Raw genomic sequence first — 17,697 nt, 5'->3', positions numbered from 1 at the left:
AGTTTATGATAAATAGCATGCCTCGCAAGGTTCTTGGTGGATTAACACCGCTTGAGGTCTACACTGGGAAGTCTGTTGCACTTATTGCTTGAATCCAGCACTACCATGTGTTGAGTTAAATTGTGTTTCGCGGAAAATTGCTTCCCGCATTCTTGACAGGTATGCATATAGCCCCCGGTTTTGTTCAGTAGAGCGAGTTTCATTTAACCGCAATACAGCAGTTGAATGCTTTTAATACCAGTCGACGCTTCTAACTGCGCTATCGCGCTGACAAACTGAACGCCAGACCCGTGTGAAAACGCCTCAGCAATGGCTGATTATTACTCATCATTTCGCCTTGTTCTGACGCGCGATTTGTCAGCTCTTACGGTGATTAGAAAGACGATGGGTATCACTTGCCGGGAGTCTTATGCTCATGGGGAAAATAGCGTTCAACTGATGAATTTACCCTTAAAGTATAGGAGCCTGTCGGACTTATGCTTTCGAGCATAAAATTCGGTAGGGCGAGTCAGAATTTTCGATCAATTTGTGCGAATAGTTGACCTATTTAAGCAAATTGATCGGAAATTCTGGCCGCATTTTCTGGATTTTAGGCCGAAATTGTCTTAAGTCCGACAGGCTCCCAGTACGAGCCTGGGTTCAGAGTTGGTCTGACAGCTGTCTGTTTTTAGCGCTTTTCAGTGAGTCGCGTGGATAAATCAACGGCCTGGCAGTCCTTTGTCAGTGCCCCTATGGAAATATAATCAACCCCTGTTGCGGCAATACCTGTTAATGTCTCTGTGGTAATACCGCCAGAGGCTTCCAACAGTGGTCTCGGTGCCGGGGACTGCTGGTTGATCTGAACGGTTTCTCCAAGGAGTGAAACGGGAAAGTTATCCAGCATAATGGTATCGGCACCGGCTGCCCGTGCTTGTAAAAACTCTTCATGGTTTTCCACTTCTACTTCCACCGGTTTGCCAGGCGCTATAGCACGAGCCTGCTTGACAGCCGCCGCGATACCACCACAAGCGGCAATATGGTTCTCTTTAATGAGAAAAGCATCATAAAGTCCAATGCGGTGATTGTAGCAACCTCCCGCTTTGACAGCGTATTTTTGGGCGAGTCGGAGGCCGGGAAGTGTTTTGCGAGTATCAAGCAGCTTGGTAGTAGAACCTTTCACCAAGCTGGCATAGTGAGCGCAGCGCGTTGCCGTGCCTGAGAGTGTTTGCAGAAAATTCATCGCTGCCCGCTCTCCCGTCAGCAGGCTGCGGGCCCTGCCCCGCAAGTGAACGAATGGCTGGTTGGGAGAAACGCGATCGCCTTCTTTTACTCGCCAGTCTATTTTCACTTCCGGGTCAAGCTGTCGAAAGACTTCATCAAACCAGGGGCGGCCACAAATTATTGCCTCATGGCGACAGATAATTTCTGCACAGGCTTGTTTGTCGGCAGGAATCAGGCTTGCGGTGATGTCTCCTGAGCCAATATCCTCTGTCAGGGCTTGTTGTACATTTATTTGAATGGCTTCTTCCAGTGCTTTAATCATCATGAGTACATCCGGGTAAGTGAGCGGGTGACTGGCGTCTGCGAGGGGCACTAAAAAAACCAATGAAAAGCAGGCTGAAGATTAACACCGGCCATGAACCTAGCACCATAAAGGGTGTATTACCGGTCATGACCTCGGCCTTACCACGCAGAACACCCTGTTGAAAGCGGGGGATGGTTTTGACCACATCACCATGATTATCCACAAGCGCGGTGATACCATCATTGGTAGCACGAATCAGATAACGCCCGGTTTCCAGTGCCCGCATCCGGGCCATTTGAAAGTGTTGTTCGGGACCTATGGATGTGCCAAACCAGGTGTCATTACTGATGGTAATAAGCAGACCACTGTTGCGTGCCATCCTGGCAACAAAATCAGGGTAGACCACTTCATAGCAAATATACGGTGTAATGACGGTATCGCCTGCCATCAGTGGCGGTTGATTGGCTGGACCCCGGGAGAAGCTGGACATGGGCAGGTCAAAAAAGGCAATCACGCCACGGAGCATGCCTTCAAGGGGCACGTATTCACCAAAGGGAACCAGCTTCTGTTTATAGTACCGCCCGGAACCTTGTCCCAGGGATATGACGCCATTATAAAAGCGGGTTTCGCCGCTGCTGTTATCATCAATGGGCAGGCCGGTAATGAGTGTAGCCCCGTTGACTTTCGCTTCCCGGTCAAGCTGGTCAATAAATCCTTTTGCATGGTTATAATACAGGGGAATCGCATTTTCAGGCCAGATGATCAGATCTTGTTGCCACTGTGTGTCGCTCAGTTTTGTATAGGTTGACAAGGTGTTACGAATAAACGACGGATCCCATTTAAGATTCTGGGGAATATTGCCTTGTATCGCACTGAAACTGAGGGTGCTCACGGGTTTTGTCCATTGAATGGTACCCAGGGGCCAGGCTGCTAACCAGCACAGCGCGGCAAGAACAGATAATCCGCAGGACAGTTTCAATGACCTCCCTGTGGACACGAACATGCTGGCGATGAAACTGCTGGTACACACCAATAAGAAGCTCAGTCCATAAACCCCTGTTATGGGTGCCCAGCTATCAAACGGTGTGTCCATCAGGGCGTAGCCGGTGAGCAGCCAGGGAAAGCCGGTGAGCAGCCAGCTGCGGGTCCATTCAGATAACAACCATAAAGCACTGAACAGAAGTGCTTGCTGCCAGGGCTTTGTCAGCGTTGCCTTTTGCCGGATCTGGCCGTATAGCCAAAAATAAGGCACAACAAACAGGCAAGCCATGCTGATAACAAACAAGGCGGTCAATGCCGTAGCCAAGGGCAAAGAGGCTGCGCCAAACTGATGAATACTGACGTAAATCCAGGAAGCGCCAGCACCGAACAGCCCGGTACCAAAAATCAGCCCGTGGTATAACGCCTGTTTTGGGGTGAGTTCGCGTATGACCAGAAAAGCCGCTGCCAGGGCCAGGGGCACAATGGGCCACAATTCAAAGGGGCTTAGCCCCAGGGTAATAGCAGAACCCGCAATCAGCGAAACGCCTGCTTTTGCTAAATGTTGTTTTTTCATCATATGTAAGCGTTTGCTGAAACTCTTCTGTCGCCGTCACTAAAGATCATAACCCTAGCCCGGATATTTCATAAACAGGCTCCTGGCAGGGTGCTTTTCAGCAGGCGCTGACCCGAATTAAACGGATGCGCCGACCGTCGGAATTGAGGATATCAAAGCGGCGTTTGTCAATGTCAATGGACTCACCGCGCTTGGGCATATGGCCAAACTCCCGCATGATGATGCCGCCGATTGTATCAAACTCGTCGTCACTGAATGTTGTGCCAAAATGGGCGTTGAATTCGTCAATGGGCGTCAGTGCTTTTACGATAAAAGTATCATCCATATCGTTGACGGGTTTAATGAAGTTATCCTCCTCAATATCATGCTCATCTTCGATATCCCCGACGATCTGCTCAAGGACGTCCTCAATGGTGACCAGTCCGGCTACTCCACCAAACTCATCAACGACAATGGCCATATGGTTCCGGTTGGTGCGAAATTCTCTCAGCAGGACATTCAGGCGTTTGCTTTCAGGAATAAACGTTGCTGGTCGTAGATGATCTTTAATGGAGAAGCGATTGTTATTAAGAATCATTGGCAGAAGATCTTTTGCCAGAAGCACGCCAATGACCTCATCTTTGGTATTCCCAATGACTGGGTAGCGGGAGTGGGCAGATTCAATAATATGCGGCAGGAAATCACGGGGTTCCTGGTCTTCTTCAACACACATCATCTGCGAGCGGGGAATCATCACTTCCCGCACCTGCATATCTGCCACCTGGACCGCGCCTTCGATGATACTGAGGGCTTCTTCATCCAGCATACCCTTGCTACCAGCATCACGCAGGAGCATCAAAATGTCGTTGCGGTTTTTGGGGTCGTGACTAAAAATACTGGACAGCCTTTCCATCCAGGTCAGTGGTGCCTGATCGTCCATCGCCTTGTCGTCGCTCATTACCTTCTGTCTTCTCCAGAATGGTTAAATGATGGTGTCGCTTGATAGGGGTTAGGGAAGCCCAGCGCTTCCAACAGTTCAATTTCCAGTAATTCCATCACCCGGGCGTCACTGTCTTCAATGTGATCGTAGCCAAGAAGGTGCAGTGTGCCATGAATCACCATGTGTGCCCAGTGCGCTTGCGGTGTTTTATGTTGCTCACGGGCTTCTCGGGCGATGACAGGCGCGCAAATCACCAGGTCACCCAGAAGCGGGATATTGAGTTCGTCGGGAAAGTCGCAAGGAAATGACAGGACATTGGTTGGCCCCTGCTTGTTGCGCCAGTGCTGATTCAGTTCTGCCCCTTCGATGGCATCAACCACCCGGATGCTGATTTCGGCTGAAGCCCTGCTATTACCCACAGCGGCAGTAGCCCACCGGGTAAACAGAGAAACATCAGGCACACCTTCAGCAGAGCAGGCCACCTGGAGATCGATAGTGGCTGAAGTTTTCACTTGTCGGGTTTTCCTGAGGCTTCATAACGGTCATAGGCGCTGACAATGCGCTGAACCAGCGGGTGACGAACAACGTCTTTGGCCGTAAACCAGTTAAGGCCAATACCTTTGACGTCTTTCAATACATCCATTGTGTGTGTCAACCCTGAACGTGTCCCGCGGGGCAGATCCACCTGGGTGATATCACCGGTAATAACGGCTGTTGAGCCAAACCCAATTCGGGTCAGAAACATTTTCATCTGCTCAGGCGTGGTGTTTTGTGACTCATCCAGAATAATGAATGCGTTGTTCAACGTGCGGCCACGCATATAAGCCAGTGGGGCGACTTCAATAATGTCTTTGTCAATGAATCGCTCAACGCGTTCAAAACCCAGCATTTCATACAGCGCGTCGTACAGAGGACGCAGGTAAGGATCAATTTTCTGAGCCAGGTCACCCGGGAGAAAACCCAACTTTTCGCCGGCTTCAACGGCAGGTCTCACCAGCAGGATACGGCGCACTTTTTCTTCCAGCAATGCCTGTACCGCACAGGCAACGGCAAGGTATGTTTTGCCTGTTCCGGCAGGGCCTATACCAAAGTTAATATCGTGCTTGAGGATGGATTTGACGTACTTCTGCTGGTTGGCGCCACGGGGCGTGATACTGCCTTTGGTGGTTCGGATAGAGACAGGTTTGTCATCTCCACCGCTGCCGAGCCATTCAATGGCTGATTCTTGCAAGAAGATGTGAACCCTGTCAGGTGTTAAGGGTTCCTCTTTACCGGTTTCACGGTAAAGGTGGTTGAGGATTTCCCGCGTGGCCCGGGTTTGGGCGTGACTACCAGTGACGGCAAAGGCATTGCCCCGGTTGCGAATGGTTACGCCAAGGCGCTTTTCGATCTGTTTGACATGCTCATTGAACTGACCGCAAAGTTCTGCGAAACGCCGTGTGTCTTCCGGCTCAAGGGAGAATTGACAGGTGGTAGTGTTAGCACGCTCATCAATTTTCTGTTCAACACTGGAGTAGGTGTTCAAGTTGGTTGGTCAGCCTTTACTGCAAATGCTCTTTTTAGCATATACTGCCATGTGTGTCATGCAAAGTACGAAGAGAGTCGGAATAATGGCGTGCATTAGAAATAAGGGGGCTGCCTGAGGCTTTCCTGGAAGCGTGCTCAAAACTAACCGACGTTCGTTCAGATAATCATAGATACCCGCTACCTCATCGGGTCACAATCCGGTGGGAATAAAGTGAACGGTTGAAAATGATGAGACGGCCTTGTTTGCGGAGACTGGCTGATAACAAAACCATGGACAGGTTTCGGGGGCAAATGGTTTGAAGGCCGGTTCTTGAGTGCTTTCAAGAACGATTGACGTTATCCACCCGGTGACCTGAGAGTGAATCAGAAAACCCCTAACATTTTGCTGTTAACCATATTATATGTCTTTGCCTCCCTCGGCTCAGTGGTCATTACGCCTGCACTGGTGACAATCAGTCATTACTTCAAGGTATCTGAAGGCCGCTCTCAGTTGACGGTTACCATTTTTTTGCTGGGGTATGCCCTGGGACAGTTACTCTATGGCCCCTTTGCTAACCGCTTTGGTCGTTTAAATACCCTCTATGGCGGGTTGCTGATAGCCATGGTGGGAACATTATTCAGTATACTGGCATCACCCACAGAGGACTTTGGGTTGTTAGTTTTCGGGCGCTTTATCGAAGCCATAGGTTGCAGTGCCGGGTTAGTCGTCAGCGCCATTATCATCAATGATTATTATCCTCAAAAAACGGTGCATAAACAGTTTTCTGTGGTGATTATTGGCACAGCTATTGTGCCAGGCATTGCTGTATTTATTGGTGGCTTTTTAACTCAGCGCTTTCATTGGCAGGCCTGCTTTTACTTTATTTTGGGATACAACCTGCTTCTGTTTATGGCTGTACCGGGTTTGCCGGAAACGCTGCAAGGGCGTAATAAAGAGTCATTAAACCCGTCGACGTTATTCCGACACTATAAACGCCTGCTGGCGAACAGGGAACTGTTGATCTTTGGGAGTATTTTTGGTTTATCGGTTTCTTTTGTCTATGTTTTTGCATCAGAAGGTCCCTTTATTGCCATTAATACACTGCATATGTCTTCAGCCACTTATGGCGTGGTCGCACTGATTCCCAGTATCGGTCTGTTCGCAGGCGGCTTGCTTTTACGCCTGTTCACAGAAACTATCTCTCGACAGCAAGCACTATTGTGGGGTGTTCTGACTGAGGCTGCAGGCGCTTTACTGTTGTTTTTTCTTTTTTTGCTGGGCTATATCTCAGTGTATGCGTTGATTATTTCTGTATTTATTACCTATGCAGGACACGGACTGGTCAGCAGTGTCGGGATGAGTCTTGCCATCGCTAATGTGCATGACAAAGCCATGGGGGCATCCGTTGCCAGTTTTTTTTCGCTGGCGATTCCTGTTGTGGTAACGTATTGCACAACACTTCCCGGCAATAAGTCACTGATGCTGCTACCGGTGAATTATCTTGTATTAATGGGGTTGATCGCCTTGTTAATGTGGCTAAGGGCTTGTTATAAATAGGTTTTTTGGTATATCCACTAAAGATGTGGATAACTCTTTGTATAAATTCTGGATGAAAATAAATGTGTCGATAAATTGTGTGTCATAACAATTGATCATTTTTTAGCCTGGGAGCCTGTCGCACTTATGCCTTCTCGCACTTTCTCGCGTTTTCTCGCACTTTCCAGACTTTAGGCCGAAATTGTCTTAAGTCCGACAGGCTCCCAGGATACTTTTGCCTGACTTTTACATTGTTTATGATACGTCCCCTTCAATTCCCTATCGAACCGCAAATACCCATGCCCCAGTCAGATTTCCCGTTCCATAAAGCGCGTAAACGTTTTGGCCAGAATTTCCTGCGTGATCAGAGTGTCATTGAACGTATCGTTTTATCCATTCATCCAAAAAAAGGGGAGAAGCTGGTGGAGATTGGACCCGGGCAGGGCGCATTGACAGAGGGGTTGCTGGCAGGTGCTGGTGCGCTGGATGTGGTTGAGCTGGATAGGGATCTGATTCCCGCGCTGAAGCTGCGGTTTGGCCTCAACCCGGATTTTTGTATTCATGAAGCCGATGCTCTGAAGTTTGATTTCAGCGCCCTTAAAACCGATGACCGACCACTGCGATTAACAGGCAATCTGCCCTACAATATTTCCACCCCACTGATTTTTCATTTGCTAAGCTTCAGGGGGTTAATCAGTGATATGCATTTTATGTTGCAAAAAGAAGTTGTACAACGGTTGGCGGCAACACCCGGTGATAAACACTATGGTCGGCTGAGTATCATGACGCAATACAGCTGCGCGGTGGATAACTTGTTTACTGTCGGTCCGGGTTCTTTTAAACCTGCCCCAAAGGTTGACTCTGCCATTGTTCGATTAACTCCCCACAAAGTACTACCTTACCCCTGTAAAAATGTAGCCAGGCTGGAAGCCGTTGTTCGTGATGCTTTCAGTCAGCGCCGCAAGACTTTGAGAAATACCTTAAAGTCCCATCTCAGTGCGCCAGCGATTGAAAGTTTGGGCATTGCTTCTGGCGCGCGCCCTGAGCAATTACACCTTGTGGATTTCGTAAAAATTGCGGATTATCTTGATAACGCCGCAAGCAAGAACGAGTAGGAAAGGAAGCCATGACGACTTATGCAGTGGGTGATATACAAGGATGCTATGACCCGTTCAGGCGATTACTGGATAAAATCAGTTTTGACCCTGATAAGGATAAGCTCTGGGTCGCTGGCGATATGGTGAATCGGGGGCCTGATTCATTGGCGACGCTGCGTTTTTTAAAAAGCCTGGGCAATGCCTGTGTCGCGGTTTTAGGCAATCATGACTTGCATTTACTCGCTGTTGATGCCGGTTTGAGAAAGCCTCGTAAAGGCGACACAATCAGTCAGATTTTGGTGGCACCGGATAAAGAAGCGCTGATTGACTGGCTACGTTTTCGTCCCTTTCTTTATCACTGCGAGAAAAAAGACATCACCATGGTTCATGCCGGTATTCCCCCCATATGGACACTGAAACAGGCGAAGCTTCACGCGCGCAAACTGGAAATGGCGCTTCAGCGACACGATTATTACAAACTATTGAAAACGCTGTTTAAAATTGAAAAACCCCTGGGTTGGGAAAGTGCGTTGGGGCGAAAAAAGAAACTGCGTCTTGCGGCGACATATTTCACCCGGATGCGGTTTTGTGATGAGCAGGGCCGGTTGGATCTTGATAATAAATCTGACCACCCCAATGAGGGATATGCGCCGTGGTATAACTACGATCAGGCGCCTATAGCTGGAAAAACCTTGCTCTTTGGTCATTGGGCCGCCCTGGAGGGAGAAACAGGGCTTGCCAATGTTCATGCGCTTGACACCGGATGTGTATGGGGGAAATACCTGACGGCTATTAACTTGAAGACCTTTGAGCGAACCCGCGTAAAAGGTCAGCGGTAAAGGTCAGCGGTAAGCTGAATGTTTCGCGCTTTTTGCCGATATGACGGTACGGATATCAGCAATGGACAGCGTGGCTTATGGCCAAGAAAAATGCCAAACTGACCACTTACCTCTGGCAAGGAAAAAACAAGCAGGGACAAGAGGTAAGCGGTGAAATCAGTGCCCAGAACATTGCCCTGCTCAAAGCTCAGCTGCGTAAGCAGGGCATTGTCTCCGCCAAGGTCAAAAAGAAAGGGATTACCCTCGGTACCAAAGGCGGCAAAATTAAACCCGCTGATATTGCCCTTTTTACCCGTCAACTGGCCACTATGACCAAAGCTGGCGTCCCTTTACTCAGCGCATTTGATATCACCTCGGAAGGTGTCGATAAACCAGCGCTGAAAGAGTTACTGATCAAAGTAAAAAATGATGTGGCTGGTGGCTCCAATCTGGCTGACGCGTTGCGCAAGCATCCCTTATATTTTGACGACCTGTACTGTAATCTTGTTGAGTCTGGTGAGCAGTCCGGCTCATTGGAAACCTTGCTTGACCGCATTGCCACCTACAAGGAAAAAACGGAAACGCTGAAAGCGAAAATCAAGAAGGCACTTAACTACCCTATTGGCGTTGTCGTCGTGGCCATAATTGTGACCGGTATTCTATTAATTAAAGTAGTGCCGCAATTTGAGGAAGTCTTTGCTGGTTTTGGTGCAGAGTTACCCGCATTTACTCAAATGGTGGTGAACCTGTCACGCTTTATTCAGGGGAACTGGTTGTATATCCTGGGTGGCATTGTTGGGGTAGTCTTTGGGCTAAAGCATGTCCTTAAAAAATCACAAAAAGCGCGGGATAAACGTGATCGGATGATGCTGAAAGTGCCTGTTATCGGTCAGATTCTCGATAAATCTGCCGTGGCGCGTTTTGCCCGGACGCTGGCTACCACATTTTCTGCTGGCGTTCCCCTGGTGGATGCTCTGGACTCGGTATCAGGCGCAGCAGGTAATGTCGTCTACCGCAGTGCTACTGAAAAAATTAAAGAAGAAGTCTCCAACGGCCAGCAGCTTCAGTTTGCCATGAGAAATGCCAAAACCTTCCCGCCTATGGCGATACAAATGGTAGCCATTGGCGAGGAGTCTGGTGCCCTGGATGAAATGCTCGATAAAGTCGCGAACTTTTATGAAGATGAAGTGGATAATATGGTCGATGGCATGACCAGTCTGATGGAACCCATCATTATGTCTGTTCTTGGCGTGCTGGTGGGTGGCCTGATCATTGCTATGTATCTCCCCATCTTTAAGATGGGGTCAGTGGTATAAGGGACAGGTTAAGGTGTATACCACGTGAGTTCGACGCCCTGAAATTTGTACTATCTCTTGCTGCACAGTGCCTGGTTGGCTGGCTTATGGCTTTTGACGAACGGCACGTGTCTCCCAAGTACCGCTAGCAGGCCAAAATGTGGTTTAAATGAACTGTTTTTACCCAAGCGTTCGTTATTTTTATATCTGCATCCCATGCAAGACAAGGGAATATCCATCGAAATCACGTTAATTTATGCGTAATCCCTGACCACCACCGGCTTTCGCTGGTTGTGGTTGTGGTTGAGTGCCAGTATGCAAGGTAAGCAAAATTATTTTTTAAGTATCCCTAACATGATTGTTAATTAATGCAGTTATTACAGACTTGCAGCCTTCTGGTAAATGTTACGCTTATCCAAATCTATTCAGATATGATAATTTTCCACCATTAATCTATACCGATGAAGGTGGCCTTAAATCCTATAAGTTAGGACTTGTTGATATTGATCATCTAGTTTTTTTAAAGCCAGGGAAAGTACCATTTTCCAGCATTGAGAGTCTAGTTGGCCTGTTTCCTTTTCATGTGAGTGATATTATTGATGTAATAAAAAAATACTCTCACATTACGGATGAAGAAATAAATTCCCTCCATGATGTATCTTCCTTTAAAAAAGAGCAACTAAAAAGGCAGTTTGAAAATTACGATAATTTCTTGCGCAAGAAAAATGAAAATTCATGCTCTAATAAAAAGGAGATAAAATTATCAGAAGCAGATAATAAAGATATTGAAAAGCAAGATATAGGGGTAAAAAAGGCTATTGAATTGGTTGTTAATATAATTAACTCATCCACTAAAGGAGATGTGAGAAATGCTGAAGCATTAAGCATTGATGATTACTTTTTCAGTGATATAGTTAAAGAAGTATTTTTTAATGGCATGGATGTAGATATGGATAAAGCAGAGGAGTTTTATGGACACCTATTTAATATTAAAAGAAAAAGCTTGCGGTTTTTATTCGAGAAAGGTTATATATACTTAAACACTGACTTGCCTGAAAAGTTCAGTAAGGATATGAATTCTGTTTTCTTTTTTATTTGAATGCTAGACTCTATTCGCAATAAATGTGAGCAGTATAGTTTATACTACTCACATTTATTGTGCGAAGTCCGACAGGCTCCTAGGAGCCTGTCCGAGAATAGACTACCCTACTGCGGTTGCGATAAATTGGTCTAAAAATTCCTGCTTCTTCGTCAAATAGACCCACTATTATCCTCAGAAGCAGAAATTTTTATCCTCAATTTCTCGTAATCCTCGCTACGGGCGCTATTCTCGGTCAGGCTCCTAGCACACTGCTAGTTGCTGCCTGAGAAATCAGAAGCCCCCTGCTGCTTTAGCTGGGGGAGCAGTCACTTCGCATTGGCTTTTCGCCTTCAGTAAGCCAAGAGCTATTAAGAGGGACGGCAGCCTCTTTTATGCGTATATTTCTTATAGACTGTAAATATGGTCTGTTTTCTTGATAATACGCCAATAGACTTACATACTGGTCTATAAAGAATAGACAAAAGAGGTGCTTTAAATGTTTGAAAAAATTGGCTCTTACGATGCGAAAACCAAGTTACCGGAAATCCTCCGGCGCGTTGAAGCCGGTGAAGCCTTCACCATCACAAACCGTGGCAAGCCCGTTGCTGACCTCATCCCTAGCCGTGCTAAAAGCCGTTTAAAGGCTGAGGCTGCCATTAATAACCTGCTCCAGATGAAAAAGCCGGTCGTATCGGATGCTGATCTGAAAGCTATGCGTGAAGAAGGTCGCCGGTAATGACGGATTTTGTGCTGGATAATTCGGTGACAATGCGCTGGTTTATGGAAACAGGCAACAGTGCAGATCAGCAGTACGCTGACGGTGTAATGGCAACTCTGGCACAGGTGGATGCATTAGTTCCTAACCTTTGGCATCTGGAAGTGTGTAGCGTCATTGCCAGTTCCGAGCGCCGTGGGGATGTTGATGCTGGTCAAAGTGAAGGCTTTATTGCTCAACTGGCGAACCTGCCCATATACGTTGATCCACTGACGGCTAACCAGGCATTTAGCCGGACACTGGGGCTTGCCAGAAATTACAATCTGAGCAGCTATGATGCAGCTTACCTGGAGTTGGCAGTGCGGGAAAGGCTGCCGTTGGCAACATTGGGTCATGCCTTGGCAAAGGCAGCAAATAAAGCTGGGGTGAAGCTGTACCTCAAGGAAACCAGCTACGGGGAATAAAAATGAGTAGAACCAGGATGGATGCTATTATTTGATGTCCTTGAATCTATCGAACCGACAAATTGCGCAAGAGCTTGGGCTGAATAAGGATGATGTGCAAAACATGACTCAACAGTTAAGGGAAAGTGTCTGCGCTAATCGCTCACAGGAGGTGGTGGAAGAGGCGGAAAACTGAATATCAAGCTTCATTATTTACCACCATACAGTCCAAACCTAAACTCGACAGGCTCCTATGGAAGGTGATGAGCGAATAAGCCAGAGATAATCAGTATTTCCCAAAACCGAAAGATTTCCGACAGAAATTAATGACTTTTTGGAAGTCACGTTACCTGAACCTGAAATTGGTGCTTCTTTGAGCAGCAGGATTAACGACAATTTTCAGCGGTTAAATCCTGCGTCTTGAATTCTCATGGGTATATTAACACTGTTGGTTGTTAATGGATGCCGAAGAGTTTCCATCACTGCCTCAACATCAATACCTGGCCATAGTGTCACCGAAAGTGCCACCGAATATCCTGGCAAAACCCTCCAAGAATGTCTTCATGGTTGTTTCAACCAGCTGGCACATGGCTGACAGCATGACAGACATCTCTGGCTGAGGGTAGCCGTTTGGTGTATAACCCGCTGTCTGAGTAGACAGGTCTTTTTTGCCAACAGTTGAAGGCGACCAGCCAAAAGCAGGCTCCCTGTGAGCAATACGCTGGCTGTTAGCAGCAGACCGTCGTTTGCTGCGTTCACTGGCAACCCAATCCGCTGTTCTGTGGCGTCGGATGTGGTGCGTCCCACGCCGTTTGTGCTGTGTTGTCGTACGGGGGTATTTTCGACGACGACGGGTATTTTGCTGTGCAGCGAGCATCGTCTGCTCAATGGGTTCTCTGCGGGTGTATCGCCCTGGCTGTGTGGCGTTTTCTTCTGGGATTCGCGCAGGCATTGCTGCCGGAACAAACGTCTGTCTTGTTCCTTGCTGGGCTGATGGGTGCACCGGCGGCGGTGTTGTTCTGCGACCTGATAAAGAGCGATGCCTGAAGTCATCGAGACAATGTGTCATCCGGTTATGCCGCCGCTCCATGTAATACTGCGCAGGTAGCTTCTTGCCTGGTGTTCTTGAACCCCTGACAGACGATGATGGTCGTGTTTGTGCTGCTTGTATCACCAGCGCTTGTAACTGTGCAGCGTGTTCCGCTTTAATCAATTCCAGCGTCGCCTCATTCTCTGACTGGTCTTTTATCAGTCGGGCAATCCGGTCTGCATCGTTTTGTGCCTGAACTTCCAAACCACGTATATAAGCCTCCGCTTGTTTAAGTTCTGTCAGCAGGCACTTATTTTCTTCTGTTAGTTGCTGATTGTACTTAGCCAGAGAGGTTTTCTCATTATTCAGCTTGGCAAGCTGAGTTTGCGCCTCGTGGAGAGACTGAGAATGTGGGGTAATAGCTTCGTACTGCTTGTTTTTCAGTTGTTCAAGTTCATTATCTAACGCTGTTATTTCTCTTTGGGCATTTCCATAACATACCGTCAGTTTCTGCACTCTTTCAGCCTGAGACACCACCAACTTATTAAGGGTACTAATCGTCCTTCTTAACGTTCTTAATTGGTCTTTTTCTTTTTTAAGTGGAGCGAGTTGTTGTTGTAAATCTTCAGAATCAGAGTGCCCGGTAAAATGCACAGTGTCGCTCATTGCGGGTTTGATCTTTTTTCCCGCAAGAGCGTCATCCTTTATCTTCTTCAGGTAGGTAGCTACCTCCAGACCTTTAGTCCTGGTGGCTTCAGTGACAGAGATATTACCTTTTTCCTGTGCTGTATCCCATTCAAAATAGCCCGATTTCCCTGGCAGAACTGCACTGCTTATCATTATTGAATCTCCTGTCATGGTCTCTACTTGCAAAGTGCAATGAATATCACGTTGATTAATTGCTCAGACACAGTAAAAGCGATTTCATTGCACAGCCGTCAGGCTGACTAACCTTTTTGTCAGGCTGATGTGGCAATGGAAAACGCCAAGGCGGCGGTGCGCGATTATTCAGGAAGGGGGTGATTGTTGCCCCTTCAGAGCTGAGTTCGACATAAGGAACTGGTTTTATATAGCATAGCTATCACGCTGATTAGGGATGGAGTAGTGCTGTGCTAACAAAGGTATTTTGCACAGTAGACGATTTTTGCAAGCGATTTGAACCAAGGCTAAACCCGTATCTGCTTGAGCATTGTGGCCGTAAGCGCATTCGTAAACAGCCTCTATCAATCAGCGAAATGGCAACAATCGTCATCCTATTTCATGCTAAAGGCTATCGTTGTCTGAAGCACTTCTATATTGATCATGTCTGTAAATACTGGCGTAAGCATTTTCACGGCCTGGTCAGATGCAATCGGTTTGTTGAGCTGATGCTACAAGCGCTGATGGTGCTCTCAGCTTTCTTGCAGACGCGATATGGCAAGGTGCCTGGCGTTTCTTCTATTGAATCAACGGGCATCGCTGTCTGTGAAAAAAGTCGGGCACCGCGCCATAAAGTATTTAAAGATGAAGCAGGCTGGGGGAAGCCTTCCACACATTGGTATTATGGCTTTAAGCTTCACCTGATTATCAGTGATACCGGTGAGTTGCTGACGGTTAAGTGTCTATCAGGCAATACCTATGATCGTGTTGTTCTTGAAGATATGTGTTGCCACTTGTTTGGTAAGCTGTTCGGCGACAAAGGCTATATATCCAAGGCTAAAGCCCAGCTTTTAAAAGAAAAATACAATGTTGACTTGATGACGACACGCAGGAAAAACATGAAACCTCAGAGCCTGCCTGCGTTTGACAAAATACGGCTAAAAGGGCGTGCAATCATTGAAACAGTCAACGATCAGTTGAAGAATATCTCTCAGATAGAGCACACCCACCACCGTTCAAAGCTCAATTTTATGGTTAACTTGCTTGCAGGGCTTGTAGCCTATACGTTCCAGAGAAGAAGCCTTCTCTAAAAATTCAGCATACCGGGTTGGTTGAGCGGGCTTCTTACCCGTTATGTCAAACTCAGATCTTAGGAAAATGGCTTTCAGTACTAATTTTAAGTATTTTTACTTATTTACGACAGTTGTTTTTTTATAAAAAATGTAAATTAATTTATTCAATATAATTGATAAGAAATATAAAAATGACTAAAATGAACCCTCGTCTATCCTCTGTTGCTCCGATGAATCTATCTAAAGTTATTGGTGGATTTAATAAATAAATATCGTTTTATTGGTGGCTAAAATTATTATTGTTAATATATAAAATTAGCCACCTTATATTTAGGTGATTTAAGGGATTCATATGTCTAGAATTTTGAATGTTGTTGGAGCTGGTGTTCAAGGCGTAGATCAGTTGACATTGCAATCTGCACGAACTATAAAACAATCAGAAAAAATTTTCACTCTTGGATCAATAAATGATATTGATTTATTTATGTAGGATATTAATAAAAATTATGATGATATATCCTCTCTTTACAGGGAAGGAGAGCTTGATCAGCATAACTACAATAGAATATTTAAATATCTGTTAGAGGTTATCAGAGTAAGTAATGAGACCTGTTTAATTGTCAGTGGACACCCAAGGTTTGGCGTCACGCTTGTTCAAATGTTGGAAAAATATTTCTCGAATCACGAAGGCTACATACTAAATATACAACCTGGGGTATCAAGCTTTTCAACAATGATAAATGATTTATCAATAGATCCTATTGAAGAAGGAACTTGTATTTTAGATGTTAACAGATTTCTTCTGTACAATTATACTATTGACCCATGTTTAAACCATTTTTTCTATCATGTTTGTTCCATAGGGAACCCTAGAACTGATTATATAAACCCATTAGAAAGAAATAAACCAGATTTTCTGATAGAAAAACTAGAAACCTATTATAAAAAAGATCATCCTGTATTTTTAATATCATCGTCAATAGATAAGAACAATACGCCAGATGTAAAAAAGTCTGTTTTTTCTAAGTTAAGGGATTTACTAAAAAATGTGAGTTTTAAACATACATTATTTATACCAGCAGTTTTGCCGAAAAAAGAAAAAATTAATAATGAGTTTTTCTCTCATATATATGGTGAGTCTTTAAATGATTATCGATCTGATTGAAGTTTTTTTAAAGCATAAGTGGTTAAGGTTTTTTGTTGCAGGATTAATGGTTAGTTCCATAGGAAATGGATTAACATTTGTTGTTGTTAATGGACAACTTGTTGATAATAATGCTTCTGAAGCAATATTTATTATAACATTTTTACTATTTACTTTTCCTGCTTGGTTAGGTAATTATTCAGGTAAAATTTTTAAAAAGTATAACTCTTTTAATGTGATAATCATAGGCGATATTTTAGGTTTGTTAGGCCTTATAATTCCTTTAATAGGCGTTATACTAAACAACAATTTATTACTTATGCTATCAGGGGTAGTTACAGCATATGTTGCAGGGCTAACCTTCCCAGAAGTACAGTTGATGTTTAAACAAGGATTATCTAAAGACAAGCTTCCATTGGCTGCTGGCTTGGATACGCTTATATTTTCTTCAAATGTATTGCTCGGAGTAGGTATAGGAGTTATATTGTATGGATATATAGATATATTTCTATTTTTTATTATAGATGGAATGAGTTTTTTACTAGCAATAGCTCTTTTTATATTGTCTAGAAATAAATTAAAAAACAATTGCATTATAAAAAATGTTGAAAAACCAACAACCGATTTAATATGGTCAGGATTAAAGTCACACCAGAAAGTTAGTATATTATTACTACCAATTTTATCATTTTTAGGTGCTCCTTTATCAGGGCTTTTACCCAAATTAGCTCCAGAATTCACTAGTAAGTACGTACTAACGCTCTTGTTTGTCAGAAGCTTTGGTCAACTTTTAGCACCTTTAATATTACCAGCAACAAGGTTCAAGGATTTTAGTAAAAACAAGTTTATTTTATTTGGATCAATTTTTAGTTTTATAGGTCTATACCTAATAATTCCTTTTTCTCCATCGATAATATTAACTTCTTTAATTATTTTTTTAGCACATCTTTTATCTAATGTATATTACTCATTATCTACATTTAGAATACTGGATGACTTTGACCAAAAGCACATACATTCAGCCACATCTAAATCATATAGACTTCAAATGATTAGTATGTTTTTATCATCTTTAATAACAGCCATGTTATTTATCTAACCCATAAATCAGGCGCATAAATG

The 17,697-nt window shown here is 45.1% G+C and carries 17 protein-coding genes and 2 pseudogenes; 13 read left to right on the top strand and 6 right to left on the bottom strand.

What is annotated here, in order from left to right; genetic code table 11:
- Window positions 1-667: 667 nt before the first annotated feature.
- The 5 genes from nadC to V4C51_RS09805 all read right to left on the bottom strand — a co-directional run bounded on the left by nadC (window position 668) and on the right by V4C51_RS09805 (window position 5,473).
- Window positions 668-1,525, bottom strand: coding sequence for a carboxylating nicotinate-nucleotide diphosphorylase (gene nadC, locus V4C51_RS09825; RefSeq protein ID WP_330925980.1), 858 nt, complete (start codon window positions 1,523-1,525; stop codon window positions 668-670).
- A complete protein-coding gene (gene lnt, locus V4C51_RS09820) occupies window positions 1,515-3,062 on the bottom strand; it encodes an apolipoprotein N-acyltransferase (protein WP_330925979.1) in 1,548 nt (515 codons plus the stop codon). Before lnt ends, nadC begins: the two co-directional genes overlap by 11 nt.
- A gap of 94 nt (window positions 3,063-3,156) precedes the next feature.
- Window positions 3,157-3,996, bottom strand: coding sequence for an HlyC/CorC family transporter (locus V4C51_RS09815; protein ID WP_330925978.1), 840 nt, complete (start codon window positions 3,994-3,996; stop codon window positions 3,157-3,159).
- Window positions 3,996-4,490: an rRNA maturation RNase YbeY gene (gene ybeY, locus V4C51_RS09810; RefSeq protein WP_330925977.1), complete on the bottom strand. Its 495-nt coding sequence runs from the start codon at window positions 4,488-4,490 to the stop codon at window positions 3,996-3,998. Before ybeY ends, V4C51_RS09815 begins: the two co-directional genes overlap by 1 nt.
- Complete coding sequence (locus V4C51_RS09805; protein WP_330925982.1) at window positions 4,487-5,473, bottom strand: PhoH family protein; 987 nt, start codon at window positions 5,471-5,473, stop codon at window positions 4,487-4,489. Before V4C51_RS09805 ends, ybeY begins: the two co-directional genes overlap by 4 nt.
- 390 nt (window positions 5,474-5,863) lie before the next feature.
- On the opposite strand from V4C51_RS09805, the gene V4C51_RS09800 reads away from it, so the two are divergent.
- The 9 genes and pseudogenes from V4C51_RS09800 to V4C51_RS09760 form a co-directional block, all read left to right on the top strand.
- Window positions 5,864-7,042 carry an MFS transporter gene (locus V4C51_RS09800; protein WP_330925976.1) on the top strand — a complete coding sequence of 393 codons (1,179 nt, stop codon included), beginning with the start codon at window positions 5,864-5,866 and terminating at the stop codon, window positions 7,040-7,042.
- Between the two features lie 278 nt (window positions 7,043-7,320).
- Window positions 7,321-8,136, top strand: coding sequence for a 16S rRNA (adenine(1518)-N(6)/adenine(1519)-N(6))-dimethyltransferase RsmA (gene rsmA / locus V4C51_RS09795; protein WP_330925975.1), 816 nt, complete (start codon window positions 7,321-7,323; stop codon window positions 8,134-8,136).
- 11 nt (window positions 8,137-8,147) lie between these two features.
- A complete protein-coding gene (locus V4C51_RS09790; protein WP_330925974.1) occupies window positions 8,148-8,957 on the top strand; it encodes a symmetrical bis(5'-nucleosyl)-tetraphosphatase in 810 nt (269 codons plus the stop codon).
- Between the two features lie 77 nt (window positions 8,958-9,034).
- Window positions 9,035-10,252, top strand: a complete 1,218-nt coding sequence (locus V4C51_RS09785; RefSeq protein ID WP_330925973.1) for a type II secretion system F family protein — start codon at window positions 9,035-9,037, stop codon at window positions 10,250-10,252.
- Window positions 10,253-10,589: 337 nt separating this feature from the next.
- A complete protein-coding gene (locus V4C51_RS09780) occupies window positions 10,590-11,330 on the top strand; it encodes a hypothetical protein (RefSeq protein ID WP_330925972.1) in 741 nt (246 codons plus the stop codon).
- A gap of 478 nt (window positions 11,331-11,808) precedes the next feature.
- Window positions 11,809-12,048, top strand: coding sequence for a type II toxin-antitoxin system Phd/YefM family antitoxin (locus tag V4C51_RS09775; protein ID WP_330925971.1), 240 nt, complete (start codon window positions 11,809-11,811; stop codon window positions 12,046-12,048).
- Window positions 12,048-12,491 carry a type II toxin-antitoxin system VapC family toxin gene (locus tag V4C51_RS09770; protein WP_330925970.1) on the top strand — a complete coding sequence of 148 codons (444 nt, stop codon included), beginning with the start codon at window positions 12,048-12,050 and terminating at the stop codon, window positions 12,489-12,491. The genes V4C51_RS09775 and V4C51_RS09770 overlap by 1 nt, the downstream gene beginning before the upstream one ends.
- 34 nt (window positions 12,492-12,525) lie before the next feature.
- On the top strand, window positions 12,526-12,666 hold the full coding sequence (locus tag V4C51_RS09765) for a hypothetical protein (protein ID WP_330925969.1): 141 nt from the start codon (window positions 12,526-12,528) through the stop codon (window positions 12,664-12,666).
- Window positions 12,666-12,894 (top strand): annotated as a pseudogene (locus tag V4C51_RS09760) (transposase); the annotation flags it as partial. The gene V4C51_RS09765 and the pseudogene V4C51_RS09760, both read left to right, overlap by 1 nt.
- 69 nt (window positions 12,895-12,963) lie before the next feature.
- Here V4C51_RS09760 and V4C51_RS09755 read toward each other — a convergent pair.
- A complete protein-coding gene (locus tag V4C51_RS09755; protein WP_330925968.1) occupies window positions 12,964-14,340 on the bottom strand; it encodes a hypothetical protein in 1,377 nt (458 codons plus the stop codon).
- A 269-nt stretch (window positions 14,341-14,609) separates the two neighbouring features.
- Here V4C51_RS09755 and V4C51_RS09750 point away from each other — a divergent pair.
- The 4 genes and pseudogenes from V4C51_RS09750 to V4C51_RS09735 form a co-directional block, all read left to right on the top strand.
- Window positions 14,610-15,481: pseudogene (locus V4C51_RS09750) on the top strand (IS982 family transposase); the annotation flags it as partial.
- A gap of 302 nt (window positions 15,482-15,783) precedes the next feature.
- Entirely contained in the window at window positions 15,784-15,921 is a 138-nt protein-coding gene (locus tag V4C51_RS09745; RefSeq protein ID WP_330925967.1) for a hypothetical protein, read from the top strand.
- Between the two features lie 243 nt (window positions 15,922-16,164).
- Entirely contained in the window at window positions 16,165-16,596 is a 432-nt protein-coding gene (locus V4C51_RS09740) for an SAM-dependent methyltransferase (RefSeq protein ID WP_330925966.1), read from the top strand.
- Entirely contained in the window at window positions 16,577-17,674 is a 1,098-nt protein-coding gene (locus tag V4C51_RS09735; RefSeq protein ID WP_330925965.1) for an MFS transporter, read from the top strand. The genes V4C51_RS09740 and V4C51_RS09735 overlap by 20 nt, the downstream gene beginning before the upstream one ends.
- Window positions 17,675-17,697: the final 23 nt, after the last annotated feature.

The sequence above is a fragment of the Candidatus Sororendozoicomonas aggregata genome, from assembly GCF_031528575.1.
Lineage (GTDB): Bacteria > Pseudomonadota > Gammaproteobacteria > Pseudomonadales > Endozoicomonadaceae > Endonucleibacter > Endonucleibacter aggregata.
Note: the sequence above shows the minus strand (reverse complement) of the source record. Positions and strands in the feature narration are given on the sequence as shown.

Excerpts from the sequence above, each read along its gene's own strand:
- V4C51_RS09815 (WP_330925978.1), bottom strand. The coding sequence starts at position 3,996 with ATGAGCGACGACAAGGCGATGGACGATCAGGCACCACTGACCTGGATG.
- V4C51_RS09790 (WP_330925974.1), top strand. The coding sequence starts at position 8,148 with ATGACGACTTATGCAGTGGGTGATATACAAGGATGCTATGACCCGTTC.
- nadC (WP_330925980.1), bottom strand. The coding sequence starts at position 1,525 with ATGATGATTAAAGCACTGGAAGAAGCCATTCAAATAAATGTACAACAA.
- V4C51_RS09740 (WP_330925966.1), top strand. The coding sequence starts at position 16,165 with ATGATAAATGATTTATCAATAGATCCTATTGAAGAAGGAACTTGTATT.
- lnt (WP_330925979.1), bottom strand. The coding sequence starts at position 3,062 with ATGATGAAAAAACAACATTTAGCAAAAGCAGGCGTTTCGCTGATTGCG.
- V4C51_RS09755 (WP_330925968.1), bottom strand. The coding sequence starts at position 14,340 with ATGATAAGCAGTGCAGTTCTGCCAGGGAAATCGGGCTATTTTGAATGG.
- V4C51_RS09735 (WP_330925965.1), top strand. The coding sequence starts at position 16,577 with ATGATTATCGATCTGATTGAAGTTTTTTTAAAGCATAAGTGGTTAAGG.
- V4C51_RS09785 (WP_330925973.1), top strand. The coding sequence starts at position 9,035 with ATGGCCAAGAAAAATGCCAAACTGACCACTTACCTCTGGCAAGGAAAA.
- V4C51_RS09775 (WP_330925971.1), top strand. The coding sequence starts at position 11,809 with ATGTTTGAAAAAATTGGCTCTTACGATGCGAAAACCAAGTTACCGGAA.
- V4C51_RS09745 (WP_330925967.1), top strand. The coding sequence starts at position 15,784 with ATGTCTAGAATTTTGAATGTTGTTGGAGCTGGTGTTCAAGGCGTAGAT.
- V4C51_RS09770 (WP_330925970.1), top strand. The coding sequence starts at position 12,048 with ATGACGGATTTTGTGCTGGATAATTCGGTGACAATGCGCTGGTTTATG.
- rsmA (WP_330925975.1), top strand. The coding sequence starts at position 7,321 with ATGCCCCAGTCAGATTTCCCGTTCCATAAAGCGCGTAAACGTTTTGGC.
- V4C51_RS09765 (WP_330925969.1), top strand. The coding sequence starts at position 12,526 with ATGTCCTTGAATCTATCGAACCGACAAATTGCGCAAGAGCTTGGGCTG.